14 protein-coding genes are annotated in these 17846 nt (G+C 72.5%); 11 read left to right on the top strand and 3 right to left on the bottom strand.

Annotated features, from left to right (window positions below; genetic code table 11):
- The first annotated feature begins 9 nt into the window (after window positions 1–9).
- From ABR737_RS38760 to ABR737_RS38725, 8 genes are all read left to right on the top strand, one after another.
- Window positions 10–3156, top strand: a complete 3147-nt coding sequence (locus ABR737_RS38760) for an SCO1167/SCO6262 family helicase (protein WP_350255844.1) — start codon at window positions 10–12, stop codon at window positions 3154–3156.
- Window positions 3156–4583, top strand: a complete 1428-nt coding sequence (locus ABR737_RS38755; protein WP_350255843.1) for an SWF or SNF family helicase — start codon at window positions 3156–3158, stop codon at window positions 4581–4583. Before ABR737_RS38760 ends, ABR737_RS38755 begins: the two co-directional genes overlap by 1 nt.
- A 492-nt stretch (window positions 4584–5075) precedes the next feature.
- Window positions 5076–8174: a glycoside hydrolase family 2 TIM barrel-domain containing protein gene (locus ABR737_RS38750; protein WP_350257093.1), complete on the top strand. Its 3099-nt coding sequence runs from the start codon at window positions 5076–5078 to the stop codon at window positions 8172–8174.
- A gap of 215 nt (window positions 8175–8389) precedes the next feature.
- Window positions 8390–9310, top strand: a complete 921-nt coding sequence (gene mmuM / locus ABR737_RS38745; protein ID WP_350257092.1) for a homocysteine S-methyltransferase — start codon at window positions 8390–8392, stop codon at window positions 9308–9310.
- A 287-nt stretch (window positions 9311–9597) separates the two neighbouring features.
- Entirely contained in the window at window positions 9598–10395 is a 798-nt protein-coding gene (locus ABR737_RS38740; protein WP_350255842.1) for an ABC transporter substrate-binding protein, read from the top strand.
- Window positions 10396–10406: 11 nt separating this feature from the next.
- Window positions 10407–11201 carry an amino acid ABC transporter permease gene (locus tag ABR737_RS38735; RefSeq protein WP_350255841.1) on the top strand — a complete coding sequence of 265 codons (795 nt, stop codon included), beginning with the start codon at window positions 10407–10409 and terminating at the stop codon, window positions 11199–11201.
- A complete protein-coding gene (locus ABR737_RS38730) occupies window positions 11198–12037 on the top strand; it encodes an amino acid ABC transporter ATP-binding protein (protein WP_350255840.1) in 840 nt (279 codons plus the stop codon). The genes ABR737_RS38735 and ABR737_RS38730 overlap by 4 nt, the downstream gene beginning before the upstream one ends.
- 179 nt (window positions 12038–12216) lie before the next feature.
- Window positions 12217–13182, top strand: a complete 966-nt coding sequence (locus tag ABR737_RS38725; RefSeq protein WP_350255839.1) for an acetylxylan esterase — start codon at window positions 12217–12219, stop codon at window positions 13180–13182.
- A gap of 253 nt (window positions 13183–13435) precedes the next feature.
- Here ABR737_RS38725 and ABR737_RS38720 read toward each other — a convergent pair whose 3' ends face one another.
- Window positions 13436–13711, bottom strand: coding sequence for a hypothetical protein (locus ABR737_RS38720; RefSeq protein ID WP_350255838.1), 276 nt, complete (start codon window positions 13709–13711; stop codon window positions 13436–13438).
- Window positions 13712–13772: 61 nt separating this feature from the next.
- Window positions 13773–13985, bottom strand: a complete 213-nt coding sequence (locus ABR737_RS38715) for a LysR family transcriptional regulator (protein WP_502964533.1) — start codon at window positions 13983–13985, stop codon at window positions 13773–13775.
- A gap of 53 nt (window positions 13986–14038) precedes the next feature.
- On the opposite strand from ABR737_RS38715, the gene ABR737_RS38710 reads away from it, so the two are divergent.
- Window positions 14039–14686, top strand: a complete 648-nt coding sequence (locus ABR737_RS38710) for a CatB-related O-acetyltransferase (RefSeq protein ID WP_350255837.1) — start codon at window positions 14039–14041, stop codon at window positions 14684–14686.
- Window positions 14683–15030, top strand: a complete 348-nt coding sequence (locus ABR737_RS38705; RefSeq protein ID WP_350255836.1) for a YciI family protein — start codon at window positions 14683–14685, stop codon at window positions 15028–15030. Before ABR737_RS38710 ends, ABR737_RS38705 begins: the two co-directional genes overlap by 4 nt.
- A gap of 80 nt (window positions 15031–15110) precedes the next feature.
- Here ABR737_RS38705 and xylA read toward each other — a convergent pair whose 3' ends face one another.
- On the bottom strand, window positions 15111–16274 hold the full coding sequence (gene xylA / locus ABR737_RS38700; RefSeq protein ID WP_350255835.1) for a xylose isomerase: 1164 nt from the start codon (window positions 16272–16274) through the stop codon (window positions 15111–15113).
- Window positions 16275–16403: 129 nt separating this feature from the next.
- On the opposite strand from xylA, the gene xylB reads away from it, so the two are divergent.
- Entirely contained in the window at window positions 16404–17831 is a 1428-nt protein-coding gene (xylB, locus tag ABR737_RS38695; protein ID WP_350255834.1) for a xylulokinase, read from the top strand.
- Window positions 17832–17846 lie beyond the last annotated feature (15 nt).

The following is a 17846-nucleotide window of genomic DNA, read 5'->3' as shown; positions in this document are numbered from 1 at the left end:
TTCTGTCCGGTGACACCACCCCCGGCGGTCACGCCCGCTCGGCTCTCCGCTCTGTCCCGCTGTGCAGCGGTTTTCCTGCCGTCGGATCCGCCGCGTGCCGGGCGGGTGGCGTTCTGGCGCCCCGATGGCGCGCCCATTGAAGAGGCACGTAGCCCGGCCGGTGCGACGGACGGAGAAGGCGGGGCGGCGGACGAGGACGGCGGTGCGACGGACGGGGAGGGCTGGGCGGCAGAGCGGCTGGAGGTGGTCCTGCCGGACGAGGACGGTGGGGTTCCCCTGTGCGAGGTCCCGGCGCTCGTCCTGACGGTTGCCGAGGCGGTGCCGGTGCTCACCCGCGCGCGGGCCGCACGGGGCACCCATCCGGCCGCCGCCTTCTGGGGGGCCGCGGCCGTGCTGGCGCTGCAGTTCGCGGCCCGCGGCCGGCTGCTGCCGGGGGTGAGTCCCGACGGGTATGACGCCTGGCGGCTGGGTCCGCTCGATCCGGTGGACATCGAGCGGCTGCGCGATCTCGCCGCCGCCATGCCGCCGTACGCGCACGCCGTCCCGCTGCCGGATTCCGCACCGCCGGCGCTGCCGGACCCCGAGCGGCAGCTCCGGTCCTTCCTCGACGCGGTGGCGGACGGGCTGCCGCGCTCCCCCGGCGCGGCGCTGGTCACCGGCGCGCCGGCCTTCGCGGCGCCGGCACCGCAGCAGATCCCCGAACAGCGCGCCTGGGCCGCGGATGTCGCCGCGGGGCATGACGCGGGCGTACGGATCTCACTGCGGGTGGACGTGCGGGGCACGGAGGTGGCGGGGAACACCGAGACCTCGGAGCCCACCGAGATCGCCGAGGCCACGGGGGCCACCGAGGTCGCCGAGGCTACGGGGGCCACCAAGGCCGCCGAGGCCACGAAGACCACCAAGGCCGCCGAGGCTACGGACCTCACGGACGCCGAGACTGCGGACGCCCCGGACGCCGGCATCACCTTCACCGCCGTGCTCCAACTGCACAGCCTCACCGATCCGACGCTGGTCGCCGAGGCCGCCGAGGTGTGGGCGGGGGCGTCGTCCGCCGGGCAGGCCTTCGGGCCGCGGGCGCGGATGGACACGCTGCTGGCGTTGCGTCGTGCGGCGGATGTCTGGGCGCCACTCGGCCCGTTGTTGTCCGCCGCGGTACCCGGGGCACTGGAGCTGGCCGAGGAAGAGGTCGCCGAACTGCTCGGCCCGGCCGGCCGTGCGCTGGCCGCCGCCGGGGTGCAGGTGCACTGGCCGAAGGATCTGGCCCGCACGCTGACCAGCCGGGCCGTGGTGGGGTCGCCCGAGGCGGGCGACGGCAGCGGCTGGGAGGGACCGGAGTCGGGGCTGCCTTCGCTGTTGTCGGCGGATGCCCTGCTCTCCTTCAGCTGGCGGTTCGCGGTGGGCGGCCAGGAAGTGGACAGGAACGAGCTGGACCGGCTCGCCGAGGCGGGACGGCCGCTGGTGCGGCTGCACGACCAGTGGGTGCTGATCGACCCGGAGACGGTGCGGGCCGCCCGGGACCGCCCGGACCATAAGATCACGCCGCTCGATGCGCTCGGCGCCGCGCTCATCGGATCCGCCGGGACCCCGGACGGCGGGCGGGTGGAAGTGGAGGCCTCCGGATGGCCGGCCCGGCTGCGCGACCTGCTCGCCGACCCGGAGAACGACGGTGCCGCACCCGTCCGGCAGCCGGCGGCACTCACCGCGACGCTGCGCGACTACCAGGTGCGCGGACTCGGCTGGCTGCACCGGATGACGTCGCTGGGACTGGGCGCCTGTCTCGCCGACGACATGGGGCTGGGAAAGACGATCACGCTCATCTCCCTGCATCTGCACCGGCAGACCACCCCCGCCTCGGCCGGCCCCACGCTGGTCGTCTGTCCCGCCTCCCTCATGGGCAACTGGCAGCGGGAGATCGAGAAGTTCGCGCCGGGCACACCGGTGCGCCGCTTCCACGGCGGGCGGCGCAGCCTGGCGGAGCCGGCGGACGACGAGTTCGTGCTCACCACCTACGGAACGATGCGGCTGGACGCCGGGAAGCTGGCGCAGGTGCGCTGGGGGCTGGTCGTCGCCGACGAGGCGCAGCACGTCAAGAACCCCTTCTCCGCGACCGCCAAGGCGCTGCGCACCCTGCCCGCCAAGGCACGGGTGGCGCTGACCGGCACCCCGGTGGAGAACAATCTGTCGGAGCTGTGGGCGATCCTGGACTGGACGACGCCCGGCCTGCTGGGGCCGCTCAGCCGGTTCCGGACGCGCTATGCGCAGGCCATCGAGGGCGGTGCGGCGGCGTCCCCGGAGGCGGGCGCGGCGGCCGAACGGCTCGCCCGGCTGGTGCGGCCTTTCCTGTTGCGCCGCCGTAAGTCCGATCCGGGGATCGCGCCGGAGCTGCCACCCAAGACGGAGACCGACCGGGTGGTGGCGCTCACCATGGAGCAGGCCGGGCTCTACGAAGCCGTGGTGCGCGAGGGGCTTGATGAGATCGCCAAGACGGACGGGTTTGCCCGCCGCGGGCTGGTGGTCAAACTGCTCACCTCGCTCAAGCAGATCTGCAACCACCCCGCGCAGTACCTCAAGGAAGGCGGCGGCCGGGCGGACCGCGGGCAGGCGGCGGAAGCGGTGCGGACCGCGGGCCGTTCGGGGAAGGTCGAGCTGCTGGACGAACTGCTCGACACCGTCCTGGCCGAGGGCTCCAGCGTGCTGGTGTTCAGCCAGTATGTGCAGATGGCGCGGCTGTTGGAGAGCCATCTGGCGGCGCGCGGGGTGCCCACGCAGTTCTTGCACGGCCAGACGCCGGTGGCCCGCCGCGAGGAGATGGTGCAGCGCTTCCAGGACGGCGCGGCACCGGTGTTCCTGCTGTCGCTGAAGGCGGCGGGTACGGGTCTGAACCTCACCCGGGCGTCGCATGTCGTCCACTTCGACCGCTGGTGGAATCCGGCCGTCGAGGCGCAGGCCACCGACCGCGCGTACCGCATCGGGCAGACCCGCCCGGTGCAGGTCCACCGGTTCATCACGGAGGGCACGATCGAGGACCGGATCGCCGACATGCTCTCCCGTAAGCAGCAGTTGGCGGATGCGGTGCTGGGGTCCGGTGAGGCCGCGCTGACCGAACTCACCGACGCCGAGCTGGCGGACCTGGTCGCACTGCGAGGGAGTGAGTGATGACGAGGCCCGGAGAGGAACAAGCGATGGACCCGGCGCAGGAGCGGTATCCGGACGAGAGGGACCCGGGCCGGGACGGGAATCCGGACGGCAGAGGCCCGGCGCAGGCGAGGCACGCGGACGACAGGGGCCCGGCGGCCGGTGAGCGGACGTTCGGTGCCTTGCCCCCGGCACGCGGGCGGGCCTTTGCCCGGAGTTGGTGGGGGCAGGCGTGGATCAAGGCACTGGAGGACACCGCGCTGGACAACGGGCAGCTGAAGCTGGGCCGGCGGCATGCGCGGGCCGGTGCGGTCGGCGCGGTCTCGGTGCGACCCGGCCGGATCACCGCGATCGTCCAGGACCGTGACCATACGCGTCACCGGTCCGACGTCCTGTTGCAGCAGTTGGGCGCGGCGGGCTGGGACCGCCTTCTCGACGTGGTCGCGGACCGGGCCGGGCATATCGCGGCGCTGCTGGACCGTGACATGCCGCCGGTACTCGTCGAGGACGCGTCGGCCGCCGGGATCGAACTGCTGCCGGGCATCGGCGACCTGGAGGCGGAGTGCAGCTGCGGCGCATGGGACCACTGCGCGCATACGGCTGCGCTCTGCTACCAGTTGGCGCGGCTGCTGGATCAAGACCCGTTCGTCCTGCTGTTGTTGCGCGGCCGGGGTGAGCGGGACCTGCTCGACGCCTTGCAGGCACGCAGCGCGGCGCGGGCTGAGGGGCCGGCGGGCGGGGCCGGAGCAGCGAGCAGAGGCGGGGACGGGGACGGGGACAAGCGTCCCGGTTCGGGGGTGCCGGCAGCGGAGGCCTACGCGGCGCGCGACATCCTGCCGTCGCTGCCCGCGGCACCGTCGCCGGTCGCCGCACCGGGCGTACCGCCGGTGCTCGGCGGCGCCACCCCTCCCGCGCCCGGGGTGGAAGTGGCGGCGCTGGAGTTCCTGATCGGGGACGCGGCGGCGCGCGCCCGGGGGTTGCTGGCGGATGCGCTCTCCGCCGGGCATCCGGACGCCCCGTTGCCGCCGGAGCTCACCCCCGCCCAGGACGCGGTCCGGCTGGCGGCGGCCGATCCCGGGGAGGCCATATCGGCGCGGCTGGCCGCCGGTTCGGGGCGTGATACGCGGGCGCTGGCACTGGCCGTACGGGCCTGGGAACTGGGCGGCCCGGCCGGGCTCGCGGTCCTGGAGGAGGACTGGACACCGGAACCGGAGGAGCTGACGCGGGCCACCGGGCGGCTCGCGGCCGCCTGGGAGGAAGGCGAGATCCGGCCGCGGCTACGGGCCACCCGCAACCGGTGGACGGTGATCGGTGGCGGGGCCCAGCTGCGCTACGGGCGGGACGGCCGCTGGCGGCCGTATCGCAGGGAAGACGGACAGTGGGCGCCCGCGGGCCCGGCCACGGACGATCCGGCGGGCGCCTGGGCGGTGTTGTCGGCCGAGGGGTGAGGTGAGCGGTGAGGGATGAGGTGAGCGGTGAGGGATGAGGGGGAGGGAGATGAGAGGAGGGGATGAAGGGAGGGGACGTGAGGCCGGCGGGTGCGGGGAAGGGCCGCCAGGGCTGCGGAGCGGGCCAACGCCCGCTGCCGGTAGCTCAGTTCCGCCGCCGAGGTGCGCCGCTGCCCCCTGGCCCGGGCGCCGGCCGGGCAGCACCCCCGCGGCGCCCCGGCCCCATCCTCCTCATCCGGCTGCGCCGTGCCGCCGCACATGATTCGCTGAACTGATCCCCCCACGCCAGGCACGTCGCCCGCAGCAGGAGGACCAGTGACCGGCACCTCGCCGCACGCGCCGCACCACACGTCGTACGGGCCGCCACCCCGGACCGCCGACGCACCGCCGACCCACGCCGCCGACGCCCCGCCGCTCCGGAACACCGACGGAACGGACAGCGCACCGCCGCCCCGGAGCGCCCACGGGACGGAGAACGCACCGCCGCCCCCGATCGCCGACGGGACGGACAACGCACCGCACCACCCCGGCCAGGACCAGCACCCCCCGTACTACGAAGACCGCTCACCGGGCAGCGGCGCCCTTCCGCCGCGTGCCTGGTACCCGAGGTCGGATGCGGTCCGGCTCTCGCTGCACGGCCGCTGGCGGTTCCGGCTCTCGGCGAGCGCCACCGCCGAGGACGACTCGTTCGCCCGCCCGGACTTCGACGATGCGCACTGGCCGGAGCTGCGGGTGCCCGGCCACTGGGCGCTCCAGGGACGCTTCGCCTCGGAAGGCTCCTACGAGGGCAGCGGCACCGCGCAGCCGATCGGGGCACCCGTCTACACCAACACCGCCTACCCCTTCCCGGTCGATCCGCCGCGGGTGCCGGACGAGAACCCGACGGGCGATCACCGGCAGGTCTTCGACCTGCCCGAGGGGTGGGGCGAGGGCCCCGCGGTGCTGCACTTCGCCGGGGTGGAATCCTGCGCCCGGGTCTGGCTCAACGGCCAGGAGCTGGGCCATTTCAAGGGCAGCCGGCTGCCGCACGAATTCGAGGTCGGGCCGCTGCTGCGACCGAGCGGCAATGTGCTGGCGGTGCGCGTCCACCAGTGGTCGTCGGGCAGCTATCTGGAGGACCAGGACCAGTGGTGGCTGGCCGGCATCTTCCGGGAGGTCTCGCTGCACCGCCGTCCGGAGGGGTCGGTCGCCGACCACTTCGTCCACGCCGAGTTCGATCACGTCACGGGCCAGGGCACCCTGCGGGTGGAGTCCGAGCCGGAAGGACGGGTGACGGTTCCGGCGCTCGGCCTCGATCTGGCGACCGGTCAGAGCGCGACGGTGCCGGTGCACCCCTGGACGGCCGAAGCGCCGCACCTCTACGACGGGGAGCTGGTGACCTCCGGTGAGCGGATCCCGCTGCGCATCGGATTCCGTACGGTCCGCGTCGAGGACGGGCTGCTGAAGGTCAACGGCCGCCGGATCCTGCTGCGCGGCGTCAACCGCCACGAGTTCCATCCGCGCTATGGACGGGCCCTCGACCCCGAGACGATGCGCCGCGATCTGCTGCTGATGAAGCAGCACAACATCAACGCGGTGCGTACCAGCCACTATCCGCCGCACCCCGCCTTCCTCGGCCTGTGCGACGAGTTGGGCCTGTGGGTGGTCGAGGAGTGCGATCTGGAAACCCATGGGTTCGGCGGGCAGGGCCGGCGGGACAACCCGGTGGATGACGCGCGCTGGGAGCCGGCGTTGCTCGACCGGGCCCGGCGGATGGTCGAGCGGGACAAGAACCACCCCGCCGTCGTGCTGTGGTCGCTGGGAAACGAGTGCGGTACGGGGCGCGGGCTGTCCGCCATGGCCGCCTGGATGCGCGAGCGCGACCCGTCCCGGCCGCTGCACTACGAGGGCGACCCCAGCTGCGCCGACACCGATGTCTACTCCCGGATGTATGCCGACCACGCCGAGGTGGAGCGCATCGGGCAGCGCGCCGAGGCGCCGCTGCCGGATCCGGAGCTGGACGCCCGACGGCGCCAACTCCCCTTCCTCCTGTGCGAGTACGCGCATGCGATGGGAAACGGGCCGGGCGGGCTGAGCGAGTACCAACGGCTGTTCGAGCGCTATGAGCGCTGCCAGGGTGGTTTCGTCTGGGAGTGGATCGACCACGGGCTGCGGCAGCAGACGCCCGCCGGCGAGGTGTTCCACGCCTATGGCGGAGACTTCGGCGAGGAGGTGCACGACGGGAACTTCGTCTGCGACGGCCTGGTCTTTCCCGACCGGGTGCCCTCCCCGGGCCTGCTGGAGTTCAAGAAGGTCGTGGAACCGGTACGGATCGAGACCGGGACCGACGGGACCGGGGCTGGGGCAGGGACCGGGGGCGGGACCGGGACCGGGACCGACGAGGACGGCGCGGCCCGCACGGTCCGGATCACCAATCTGTACGACTTCGCCGGCCTGGGCCACCTCGGCTTCCGGTGGAGCTACGAGGTGGACGGTGAGCCGCGCGGTCACGGCCGGCTCACGGTGCCGCCGTTGGGCCCCGGCGAGTCGGCCGTCGTGCAGCTGCCGGCGCCGCCGGCCGGGCCGGACAACAAGGGCGACCGGGCGGACGGGGGCGATAAGGGCGACGAGAGGGACGTAGGCGAAGCGCTCTGGACGGTCCGGGCGGTGCTGGACGAGGACACCCCCTGGGCATCCGCCGGGCACGAGATCGCCTGGGGCCAGCTGCCGGCCGCCCCGCGCCCCGCCGCCACTCCCCCGGCGGCCACCGCCGCGCCGCGCCGTGGCGAGGGCAATGTGATCGTCCTCGGCCCGGGGACCTTCGACGCGGGGACGGGGACGCTGGCCTATCTGGACGGCGTCCGGATCGGCGGCCCCCGGCTGGACGTCTGGCGGGCGCCGACCGACAACGACGAGGCCGCGCCCTGGCAGCCGGGGCCGCGTCCTGCCACCGAGTGGCGGCGGATCGGCCTGCACCGGATGCGGCACCGCGTCGATGCCGTCGAGACCGGCCCGGACACCGTGGTCGTACGGTCCCGGGTCGCCCCGGCCGGGTCGCCGCTGGCGCTGCGCGCGGTCTATCGCTGGACAGCACAACGGGGTCTGCTGCGGCTGGAGTTGAGCGTCGATCCCGAGGGTGACTGGCCGGTGCCGCTGCCGCGGCTCGGAGTGCGGATGCGGGTGTGCGGCAGCCTCGGCCTGGTCCGGTGGTTCGGCGGCGGGCCGGGCGAGGGCTATCCGGACAGCCGGGCGGCCGCCCGGGTCAGCCGCTGGTCGATGTCGGTGGACGCCCTGCAGACGCCGTATGTGCGGCCGCAGGAGAACGGTGCGCGGCCCGGTGTGCGCTGGGCGGAGCTGACCCGTTCAGACGGCTCGGGCCTGCGGATCGAGGGCGATCCGGACTTCTTCCTCACCGCCCGCCGGTGGACGACCGAGGAGCTGGCCGCGGCCCGCCACACCACGGATCTGCGGCCCGGCGAGGATCTGTGGCTCCATCTCGACCATGCACAGCACGGCATCGGCAGCCAGTCGTGCGGGCCCGGGGTGCTGCCGCGGCACCGGTTGGAGGTGGCGCCGGCGCGGTTCTCGTTCGTGTTCTCGTCGCTGCACTGAGCCCGCGCCGGACGTGGCGTCGGCCAGTCGCCGGTGGTGCGCCGGCCGCCGTGCCGTAACGGCCGGCGCACGTGCCCTACCCCGCGGGGTACGCAGGTGTCCTACGCCGCGGCGTGCGCAGCACTGCGGCAAGGGGTTGTGTCAGCGGTCGGCGTTACGCTCCGGGGTGAGGCGTGAGCACCCGCGCGTCCCGCAACAACGAGAGGTTCTGCACCATGGTCAGCACGTCCCCGCCGCTCACCGACGCCCTCGCCGCGGGGCCGCTCGTCCTCGACGGCGGGCTGTCCAATCAACTGGAGGCCGCCGGGCACGACCTCGGCGACGCGCTCTGGTCGGCCCGGCTGCTGGCCGAGGAGCCGGAGGCGGTGCTGCAAGCGCATCTGGCGTACTACGAAGCCGGGGCGCAGGTCGCGATCACCGCCAGCTATCAGGCGACGTTCGAGGGCTTCGCGCGGCGCGGTATCGGCGAGGAGCGGGCCGCGGCGCTGCTCGGCCGGAGTGTGGAGCTGGCCCGCGAGGCGGCAGGGCGGGCGCTGGCCGGCGGGGTTGCCGGGCCGCTGTATGTGGCCGCGTCGGCGGGCCCGTACGGGGCGATGCTGGCGGACGGTTCCGAGTACCGCGGCCGGTACGGCCTGTCGGTGGACGAGCTGGAGCGTTTCCACCGGCCGCGCCTGGAGGTGCTGGCCGCGGCGGGGCCCGATGTGCTGGCGCTGGAGACGGTGCCGGATGCCGAGGAGGCCCGGGCGCTGCTGCGGGCGGTGCGCGGACTGGGCGTGCCGGCCTATCTGTCGTACAGCGTGGCCGGTGACCGCACCCGGGCCGGGCAGCCGCTGACGGAGGCGTTCGCGGTGGCGGCCGAGGCCGATGAGGTGATCGCGGTGGGGGTGAACTGCTGCGCACCGGAGGATGCGGACCGGGCGGTGCGGCTGGCGGCGCAGGTCACGGGCAAGCCGGTGGTGGTCTACCCCAACAGCGGGGAGAGCTGGGACGCCGGGGCGCGGGCCTGGTGCGGCGAGGCGGCGTTCCGCGCGGACCGGGTGGCCGCCTGGGCCGCGGACGGTGCCCGGCTCATCGGCGGCTGCTGCCGGGTGGGTCCGGAAGCCATCGCCGAGCTGGCGGCGGGGCTCGGCCGCTGAAGCAGCGGCCCGGGGGGGCGTCAGCCAGGGCCAGAGACATCGGCGGCGCATGAGCGGCAGCCGGGCGCACGCCCGGGCGTGTGAGCGGCAGCCGGCGCGTCGGCACAGGCGCATGAGCGGCAGCCGGGCGCACGCCCGGGCGCCCGTTCACGGTCCCGGATGCGGGCCGAAGGCGTTACACAGACGCAACCGACGCAGCGGGGACAGAGCCCAGGACCGGTGGCAGGATGCAGCCACATCGCAGCACGCACGGCTTGGTTGATGTTCATCCTGCCCCTGGAGGGCCTGTGTCCGCTCGCTCCGCGTTGCCTGTCATAGCCGTCGCCGCAGCCGTCGCCGTTCTGGCGGGGTGCAGCAGCACCACGTCCGGCGGGAAGAAGGGTTCCGGCGGCCTGGAACTGGTCTCCTCCGGGACCTTGAAGACCTGCACCCACCTTCCCTACGCGCCGTTCCAGGTGAAGAAGGACGGCAAGGCCGTCGGGTTCGATGTGGATCTGGTGGACCTGGTCGCCAAGGACCTGGGTGTGAAGCAGGAGATCGTCAACACCCCCTTCGAAGGCATTGAGACCGGCCAGGATTTCACGATCCGCAAATGCGATCTGGCCGCCGCCGGTATGACGATCACGTCCGCGCGGGACAAGGTCATGGATTTCTCCGACCCGTATTTCAATGCCACGCAGGCGCTGCTGACGAAGAAGGGCAAGCCCTTCAAGAAGGTCGAGGACCTCAAGGGCAAGAAGCTCGGCTACCAGAAGGCCACCACCGGCGGGATCTACGCCAAGAAGCACGGCAAGGGCGTCGAGCTGGTGGAGTTCGAGGATCTGGGGCTGCTGCTGACCGCCGTGAAGTCCGGCCAGGTCGATGCCGGCATCAATGACAACGGTGTGCTCTTCGACTATGTGAAGCAGAATCCGGACACCACGGTCACCGCGGAATTCAATACCGGTGAGCACTACGGCATCGGTGTGCGCACCGGGAACGACGCACTGCGGAAGAAGATCAACACGGTCATCAAGAAGGCGAAATCGGACGGGAGTTACGACCGGATCTACAAGAAGTGGTTCGGCACCACCCCGCAGAGCTGAGGCCCGCCGTCATGTCTGTCATTCCTCTGTCGAAACGACAGCGCGCCCGGGTGATCCGCGGCGTGCAGTACGGCGTGCTGGTCCTCGCCGTGGTGGTCTTCGCGCTGATCGCCGACTGGCATCAGCTGCGGATGGCATTCTTCGACGTGGAGGTCGCGAAGGCGCTGTTCCCCGACATCATCACCACGGCGCTGGTCAACACCGTCCTCTACACCCTGCTCGGCTTCGGTTTCGGTCTGGCGCTGGGACTGGTGCTCGCCCTGATGCGCCTCTCCTCGGTGCCGCCCTACCGCTGGATCGCGGTCACCTATATCGAGTTCTTCCGCGGCATTCCCTGTCTGCTGGTGTTCATCGCGCTCGGCTTCGGTGTGCCGCTGGCCTTCGAGGTCGCGCTCGATATGAACGTCACGGTCATGCTGTCGCTCGGGCTGGTGGGCGCGGCGTACATGGCGGAAACCATCCGGGCCGGTATTCAGGCGGTTCCCAAGGGCCAGACGGAGGCGGCGCGTTCCCTGGGGATGTCGCACGGCCGGGCGATGGTCTCGATCGTCATTCCGCAGGCATTCCGCATCGTGCTGCCGCCGCTGACCAATGAACTGATCCTGCTGACCAAGGATTCTTCGCTGGTGTACCTGCTGGGGCTCTCCCTCAGCCAGTTCGAGCTGGCGAACTTCGGGCGCGATGCGCTCAATGAGCACAAGAGCCTGACCCCGATCCTGATCGCCGGGCTGCTCTACCTCGTGATCACCCTCCCGCTCGGCCAACTGGTCCGTCGGCTGGAGGCCCGTACGGCGAAGGCCAGGTGAGCTGTGTGACGACCGACCAGGCGGCACCGGGGACGACGGATGCGAAGGCCATCGACGTACAGGGGCTGCGCAAGGCGTTCGGTGAGCTGGAGGTGCTGCGCGGGATCGACTTCTCGGTGGCGCGCGGTGAGGTGGTGTGTGTCATCGGGCCCTCGGGGTCCGGGAAGTCGACCTTGCTGCGCTGTGTGAATCTGCTGGAGGAGCCGAGCGCGGGCCGGGTCGTGGTGGCCGGCACCGAGGTGACCGACCCGGACGTGGACATCGACCGGGTGCGGCAGCGGATCGGGATGGTCTTCCAGGCCTTCAACCTCTTTCCGCATCTGACCGCGCTGGAGAATCTGACGATTGCCCAGCGGCGGGTGCTGCGCCGCGACCGCACCGAGGCGGAGCGGATCGCCCGTGCCAACCTCGAACGGGTCGGGCTCAGTGACAAGGCGACTGCCTATCCGGCGCAGTTGTCCGGCGGGCAGCAACAGCGGGTGGCCATCGCCCGGGCGCTGTCCATGGACCCGGAGCTGATGCTCTTCGACGAGCCGACCTCGGCGCTGGACCCGGAGCTGGTCGGCGATGTGCTGGCGGTGATGCGGGGTCTGGCGCAGGAGGGCATGACGATGCTCGTCGTCACCCATGAGATGAGCTTCGCGCGGGAGGTCGCCGACCGGGTGGTGTTCATGGACGGCGGAGTGATCGTCGAGCAGGGCACTCCGGAGCAGGTGGTGGGCGCCCCTCGGCACGAGCGGACCAGGACGTTCCTGGCGCGGGTGCTGGATCCGGCCGCCGCCGAGGTGGGCGAGGTCACGGACGCCGGCGCGGCGGGCAAGCGTATCGACCGCTGACCGGCCGCTGCCGTGGGCGGGCATCGGCGGGCGTCGGCGGGCGTCGGCGGGCTGCTCTCGAAGTCGCCGTCCACGGCGGGCGCTGACCGGCCCGAAGCCACGTCTGAACTGTCCGGCTCGTGGGCACCGTTGGCGACAGGCAAGCAAGCAGCAAGCCACCTACGGCTCGGAGGTTTTCTGTGTTCACCGACCTGCCCTTGGACGAGTTGCACAACTACCGCCCGCCGCGCCCCGAGCCGGCCGGTTTCGACGCCTTCTGGCAGCGCACCCTCGACGAAGCCCGTGCCCATGACCTCGATGCACACTTCACCGAGGTCGATGCGGGGCTGGCGCTGCTGCGCACCCACGATGTGACGTTCTCCGGCTTCGGCGGGCACCGTATCCGCGGCTGGTTCCTCTTCCCGCGCGCGGCCGACGAGCCGCTGCCGTGCGTCGTGCAGTACCTCGGCTACGGCGGCGGCCGGGGGCTGGTGCACGACTGGCTGCTGTGGCCGTCCGCGGGGTACACCACCCTCGTCATGGACACCCGCGGGCAGAGCGGCCCCAACCGGCCCGGTGACACCCTCGATCCGGTCGGCTCCGGCAATCCGGGCGTGCCCGGCAAGATGACCCAGGGGCTGCTCCGCCCCGAGGACTACTACTACCGGCGGCTGTTCACCGACGCGGTACGGGCCGTGGAGACGGCACGGGGGCACCCGGCGGTGGACGCCGGCCGGATCGTGGTCGCCGGCGGCAGCCAGGGAGGCGCCGCCGCCCTGGCGGCCGCGGGACTGGCCCCCGGTCTGGCGGGCGCATTGATCGACGTACCGTTCCTGACCCACATCCGCCGCGCCGTCGAGATCACGGACAGCGGACCCTACGGCGAGCTCACCCGCTACTTCGCGGGAGAACGCGGCCGGATCGACACCGCGCTGCACACCCTGGACCACTTCGACGGCCTGAACTTCGCCGCCCGCGCCACCGCCCCGGCCCTCTTCGGCACCGCCCTGCGCGACGATGTGGTCCCCCCGTCCACCGGCTTCGCCGCCCACCACCACTACGCGGGCGAGAAGGAACTCAAGGTGTGGCGCTTCAACGCCCACGAGAGCGGCGGCGGCGAACAACGGGCCGCCGAAATCGCCTTCCTGCGCAAGCTGTTCGGCTGAGCGACAGACATCAACCCACCGCAGCCTCCGAGGGCCTCGCCAATCTCGCGATCAGGCACCGGAATATTCGTGTGCGCGTGCACAGCGCCCGGTAGGTTTCCGATCATGGCAATCTGCAGCAACTCTCTCTGACGGAGTTCGTCAACAGACGCGGCGCTGCTGTTGGCCCAGTTCCTCCACGTACGCCGACGGGCGACCTGGCGAAGGTGAGCCGGGCCGCCGCCTTCGGCGCAAAGCGGCGGGCTTGGAAATTTCAGACCTCGGGGTCAGGACGGTTCGGGGTGGCCTTGTAGCCGGTGATCACCGCCGGGTCAGCGTCCGGGCCGCTGTCATCGAGCCGACACATCCCAGGTCGGTGGTGGCAGCCGTGGTGGATCAGGCGTCCGCCTGGTGTCCGGTCAGGGCATATCGCCCGTATCCACTGCCCGTCGCCACGATCACCGAACTCCGGCACCGTCCGCCCGGCCAGATCCTCCAGCGACAGGCGCTCCCGCGACGCCAGCCGGGAACCAGCGGCGACGGCCGGCACTCTGCCCTCCGTGAGCACCACGGGCCGGTGCGCAAGCCTCGCTCCACCACCGGCAGCCACATCAGCTCACATCGGTCTCGCCGGCCCGCATCCGCGCGAGCGGATCGCTGAAGTGGAACTCCGCGAACTCCACCGCGACGGTGCGGGTGCTGCGGTCGAACAGGGCACCGCCCAGGCGGCGTTCCTGCTGACGGATCGACTGGCTGACACGCGCCTGGGACAGGTGCAGCCGCTGCGCCGTCCGGCCGAAGTGCAGTTCCTCGGCGAGCGTCAGGAAGATGGGCGAGGCTCGATTTCGTCACGATCCGCTCTACGAAGGGCCTGGCCTTGTCGCCCGATCCCACCTCCGTCCATCCGCTGCCCGCACACGACAGAGTGGTGTTCCTCAAGCCCCTGGTCGCCTCACCAAAGGTCGTCGTGGGCGACTACACCTACTACGACGACCCGGACGGCGCCCGGGAGTTCGAGCACCGCAACGTGCTCTACGCCTACGGGCCGGAGCGGCTGATCATCGGCAAGTACTGCGCCATCGCCGCGGGAACCAGGTTCCTGATGGCCGGTGCCGAGCACCCGACGATGGGAGTGTCCACTTACCCGTTCACGATGTTCGGCGGCCGATGGGCCGAACAGACCCTGGACATCGTGACCGCCATGCCCAGCCGCGGCGACACCGTCGTCGGCAACGACGTCTGGTTCGGGTACGGGGCGACCGTCATGCCCGGCGTCCGGATCGGCGACGGCGCCATCATCGCGGCCGGCACCGTGGTCACCGGCGACGTTCCGCCCTACACGATCGTCGGCGGCAACCCGGCCACACCGATCCGGCAGCGCTTCACCGACCCCGACATCGAGCGCCTGCTGCGCGCCACGTGGTGGGACTGGCCCGCCGACCTGGTCACCGAACACGCCCGCACCATCATGGCTGGAACTCCGGCCGACATCGAACGAGTCGCCAATGGAGGGGACCACTCATGAAGTACGCGCTCATGATCTTCGAGACGGACGAGTCGCGCCGACGGATCCAGGCCGACCGGGACGCGTACCGCAAGGTGTACGAGACATGGATCGGCGAGATCGCTGCGAGGGGCCACCTCGTCGGCGGCGAGGCCTTCGAGACCGAGCTCCAGACCCCGCTCACGGTGCGCAAGGCGGCCGACGGAACGCCCACGGTGACCGACGGGCCCGCTCACAGGGGCGAGGAGACCCTCGGTGGCTGGTTCGTGCTGGAAGTCGACGACCGGGCGGAAGCACTCGCGCTGGCCAAGACCCTGCCCACCCCGGAGACGATCGAGATCCGCCCGATCCTCGGCTCCGCCTGAGCCGGGCCCGCAGCTCACCTCGCGCCCGACGGAGTGTCCTCCGAGGGCATGGAAAACAGCCCAGTGCTCATAGAGCCCCCTCAGACAGCCCCCATCAAGTGCTCCAGCGCCAGCTGGTCCAGATGCTCGAAGGCCATCCCGCGGGCGGCCGCCGCCTCGGCGTCGAAGTTCTCGTACGCCGTGCCGTCGGCGAGCAGCCCGGCGAGGCCGTCCTCAGCGGTGGGCCGGCTCAGCTGCTCCAGGCGCGCGGCGTGCAGCGCATCCTGGACGGCCGGGTCGGCACGGAAGGCCGCGGCGCGTTCCCTGAGGAGCAGATAGTTACGCATACAGCCGGCCGCCGAGGTCCAGACGCCGTCCAGGTCCTCGGTACGCGGCGGCTTGAAGTCGAAGTGCCGCGGCCCGTCGTATCCGGCCGTCTCCAGCAGGTCGACCAGCCAGAAGGCGGACCGCAGATCGCCCGCGCCGAAGCGCAGGTCCTGGTCGTACTTGATCCCGCTCTGGCCGTTGAGGTCGATGTGGAAGAGCTTGCCCGCCCACAGTGCCTGGGCGATGCCGTGCGGGAAGTTGAGCCCGGCCATCTGCTCGTGCCCCACCTCGGGGTTGACGCCGTAGAGCTCCGGGCGCTCCAGCCGCTCGATGAAGGCGAGGGCGTGGCCGACGGTGGGCAGCAGGATGTCGCCGCGCGGCTCGTTGGGCTTGGGTTCGATGGCGAACCGCAGGTCGTAGCCCTGCTCGACGACGTACTGGCCCAGGAGGTCGAACGCCTCCTTCATCCGGTCCAGGGCGGCCCGTACATCCTTGGCCGCGCCGGACTCCGCGCCCTCCCGGCCGCCCCAGGCGACATAGGTACGGGCCCCCAGCTCGGCGGCGAGGTCGATATTGCGGAGCGTCTTGCGCAGGGCGTAGCGGCGCACGTCGCGGTCGTTGGCGGTGAAGGCGCCGTCCTTGAAGACGGGGTGGGTGAAGAGGTTGGTGGTGGCCATCGGCACGGTCAGGCCGGTGGCGTCCAGCGCCTTCCGGAAGCGGGTGACGGCCGCCTGGCGCTCGATGTCCCCGGCGCCGGACGGGATCAGATCGTCGTCGTGGAAGGTGACGCCCCAGGCGCCGAGGGCGGCGAGGCGGTGGACCGACTCGACGGGGTCCAGGGCCCGGCGGGTGGCGTCACCGAACGGGTCACGGCCCTGCCAGCCGACGGTCCACAGGCCGAAGCTGAACTTGTCCTCGGGCACGGGCTGGTGGCTCATCGCGACTCCCGGTGATTTCGTCAACGCGCTTTACAAATTACGCCGCGGCCAAACTAATATGCGGCAGCACGCCGGGGAACCCCCTGGACCCGGGCCGTGGAGCAGGGCCACCGAGGGAGAGAGTGCACGATGGGCACACAGTCAGCGGGACCGCTGGTCGTCGGGGTGGACAGCTCGACGCAGTCCACCAAGGCGCTGGTCGTGGACGCGGCGACCGGAGCCGTCATCGCCCGGGGCCAGGCGCCGCACACGGTCGGCGGCGACGGCAAGGAGAGCGACCCCGCACAGTGGTGGCGGGCGCTGGGCGAGGCGCTGGCGCAGTGCGGCGACGCGGCGCGGCAGGCCTCGGCGGTGTCCGTCGGCGGACAGCAGCACGGGCTGGTCACCCTGGACGCGGCCGGTGAGCCGGTGCGTCCCGCCCTGCTGTGGAACGACGTCCGTCCCGCGCCCCAGAGCGAGCGGCTGATCGCGGAGCTGGGCGGCGCGCGGGCCTGGGCCGAGCGGGTGGGGAGCGTGCCGGGGCCGGCGTTCACGGTGGCCAAGTGGGCCTGGCTGCGGGAGCACGAGCCGGCCGCGGCCGCCGCCACCGCCGCGGTGCGGCTGCCGCACGACTACCTCACCCAGCGCCTGACCGGCGAGTCCGTCACCGACCGCGGCGATGCGTCCGGGACGGGCTGGTGGGCGTCGTCCACCGGGGCCTACGACCCGGAGATCCTGGAACACGTCGGTCTCTCCCCCGAGGCGCTGCCGCGGGTGGCGCTCCCCGGCGAGGCCGCCGGGGCGGTGCACGCCGGTGATCTGCCGCTGCCCCACGGCGCGTTGGTGGCCGCCGGGACGGGAGACAACATGGCCGCCGCCCTCGGGCTGGGCCTGCGTCCCGGGCAGCCGGTGCTGAGCCTGGGCACCTCGGGGACGGTCTATGCGGTCTCCACCCACCGGCCCGCCGACCCGACCGGCACCGTGGCGGGCTTCGCCGATGCCCGCGGCGACTGGCTGCCGCTGGCCTGCACCCTGAACTGCACCCTCGCCGTGGACCGGGTGGCGGCGCTGCTGGGGCGTGAGCGGGAGGCCGTGGAAGGCGGCGGCGAGGTGGTGATGCTGCCGTTCCTCGACGGGGAGCGCACCCCGAACCTGCCGGGCGCCTCGGGCCTGGTCCACGGGCTGAGGCACGACACCACCGCCGGCCAGCTGCTCCAGGCGGCGTACGACGGCGCGGTGTTCGCGCTGCTGCAGGCCCTGGACCGGGTGCTGGACGCGGATGCCGCGCCCGATACGCCGCTGCTGCTGATCGGCGGCGGAGCGAAGGGCCGGGCCTGGCGGGAGACCGTCCGCCGGATGTCGGGCCGCCCGGTGGTGGTGCCCGAGGCGCAGGAGCTGGTGGCGCTCGGCGCGGCGGCGCAGGCGGCCGGGCTGCTGCTGGAGGAGGACCCGGCGGCGGTGGCCCGGCGGTGGGGGACGGCGCGCGGCGCGGAGTACGAGGCGCAGCCGAGGGACGGCGCGACCTGGGACCGGCTGGCGGCGACGCTCGCCGACGGCGGGGCACTGCTGCGACGGTGACCGCGCCACCGCAGT

Source organism: Streptomyces sp. Edi2 (genome assembly GCF_040253635.1).
In the GTDB taxonomy this organism is placed as follows: Bacteria; Actinomycetota; Actinomycetes; order Streptomycetales; family Streptomycetaceae; genus Streptomyces.
This window is presented reverse-complemented; position numbering and strand designations above follow the sequence as displayed.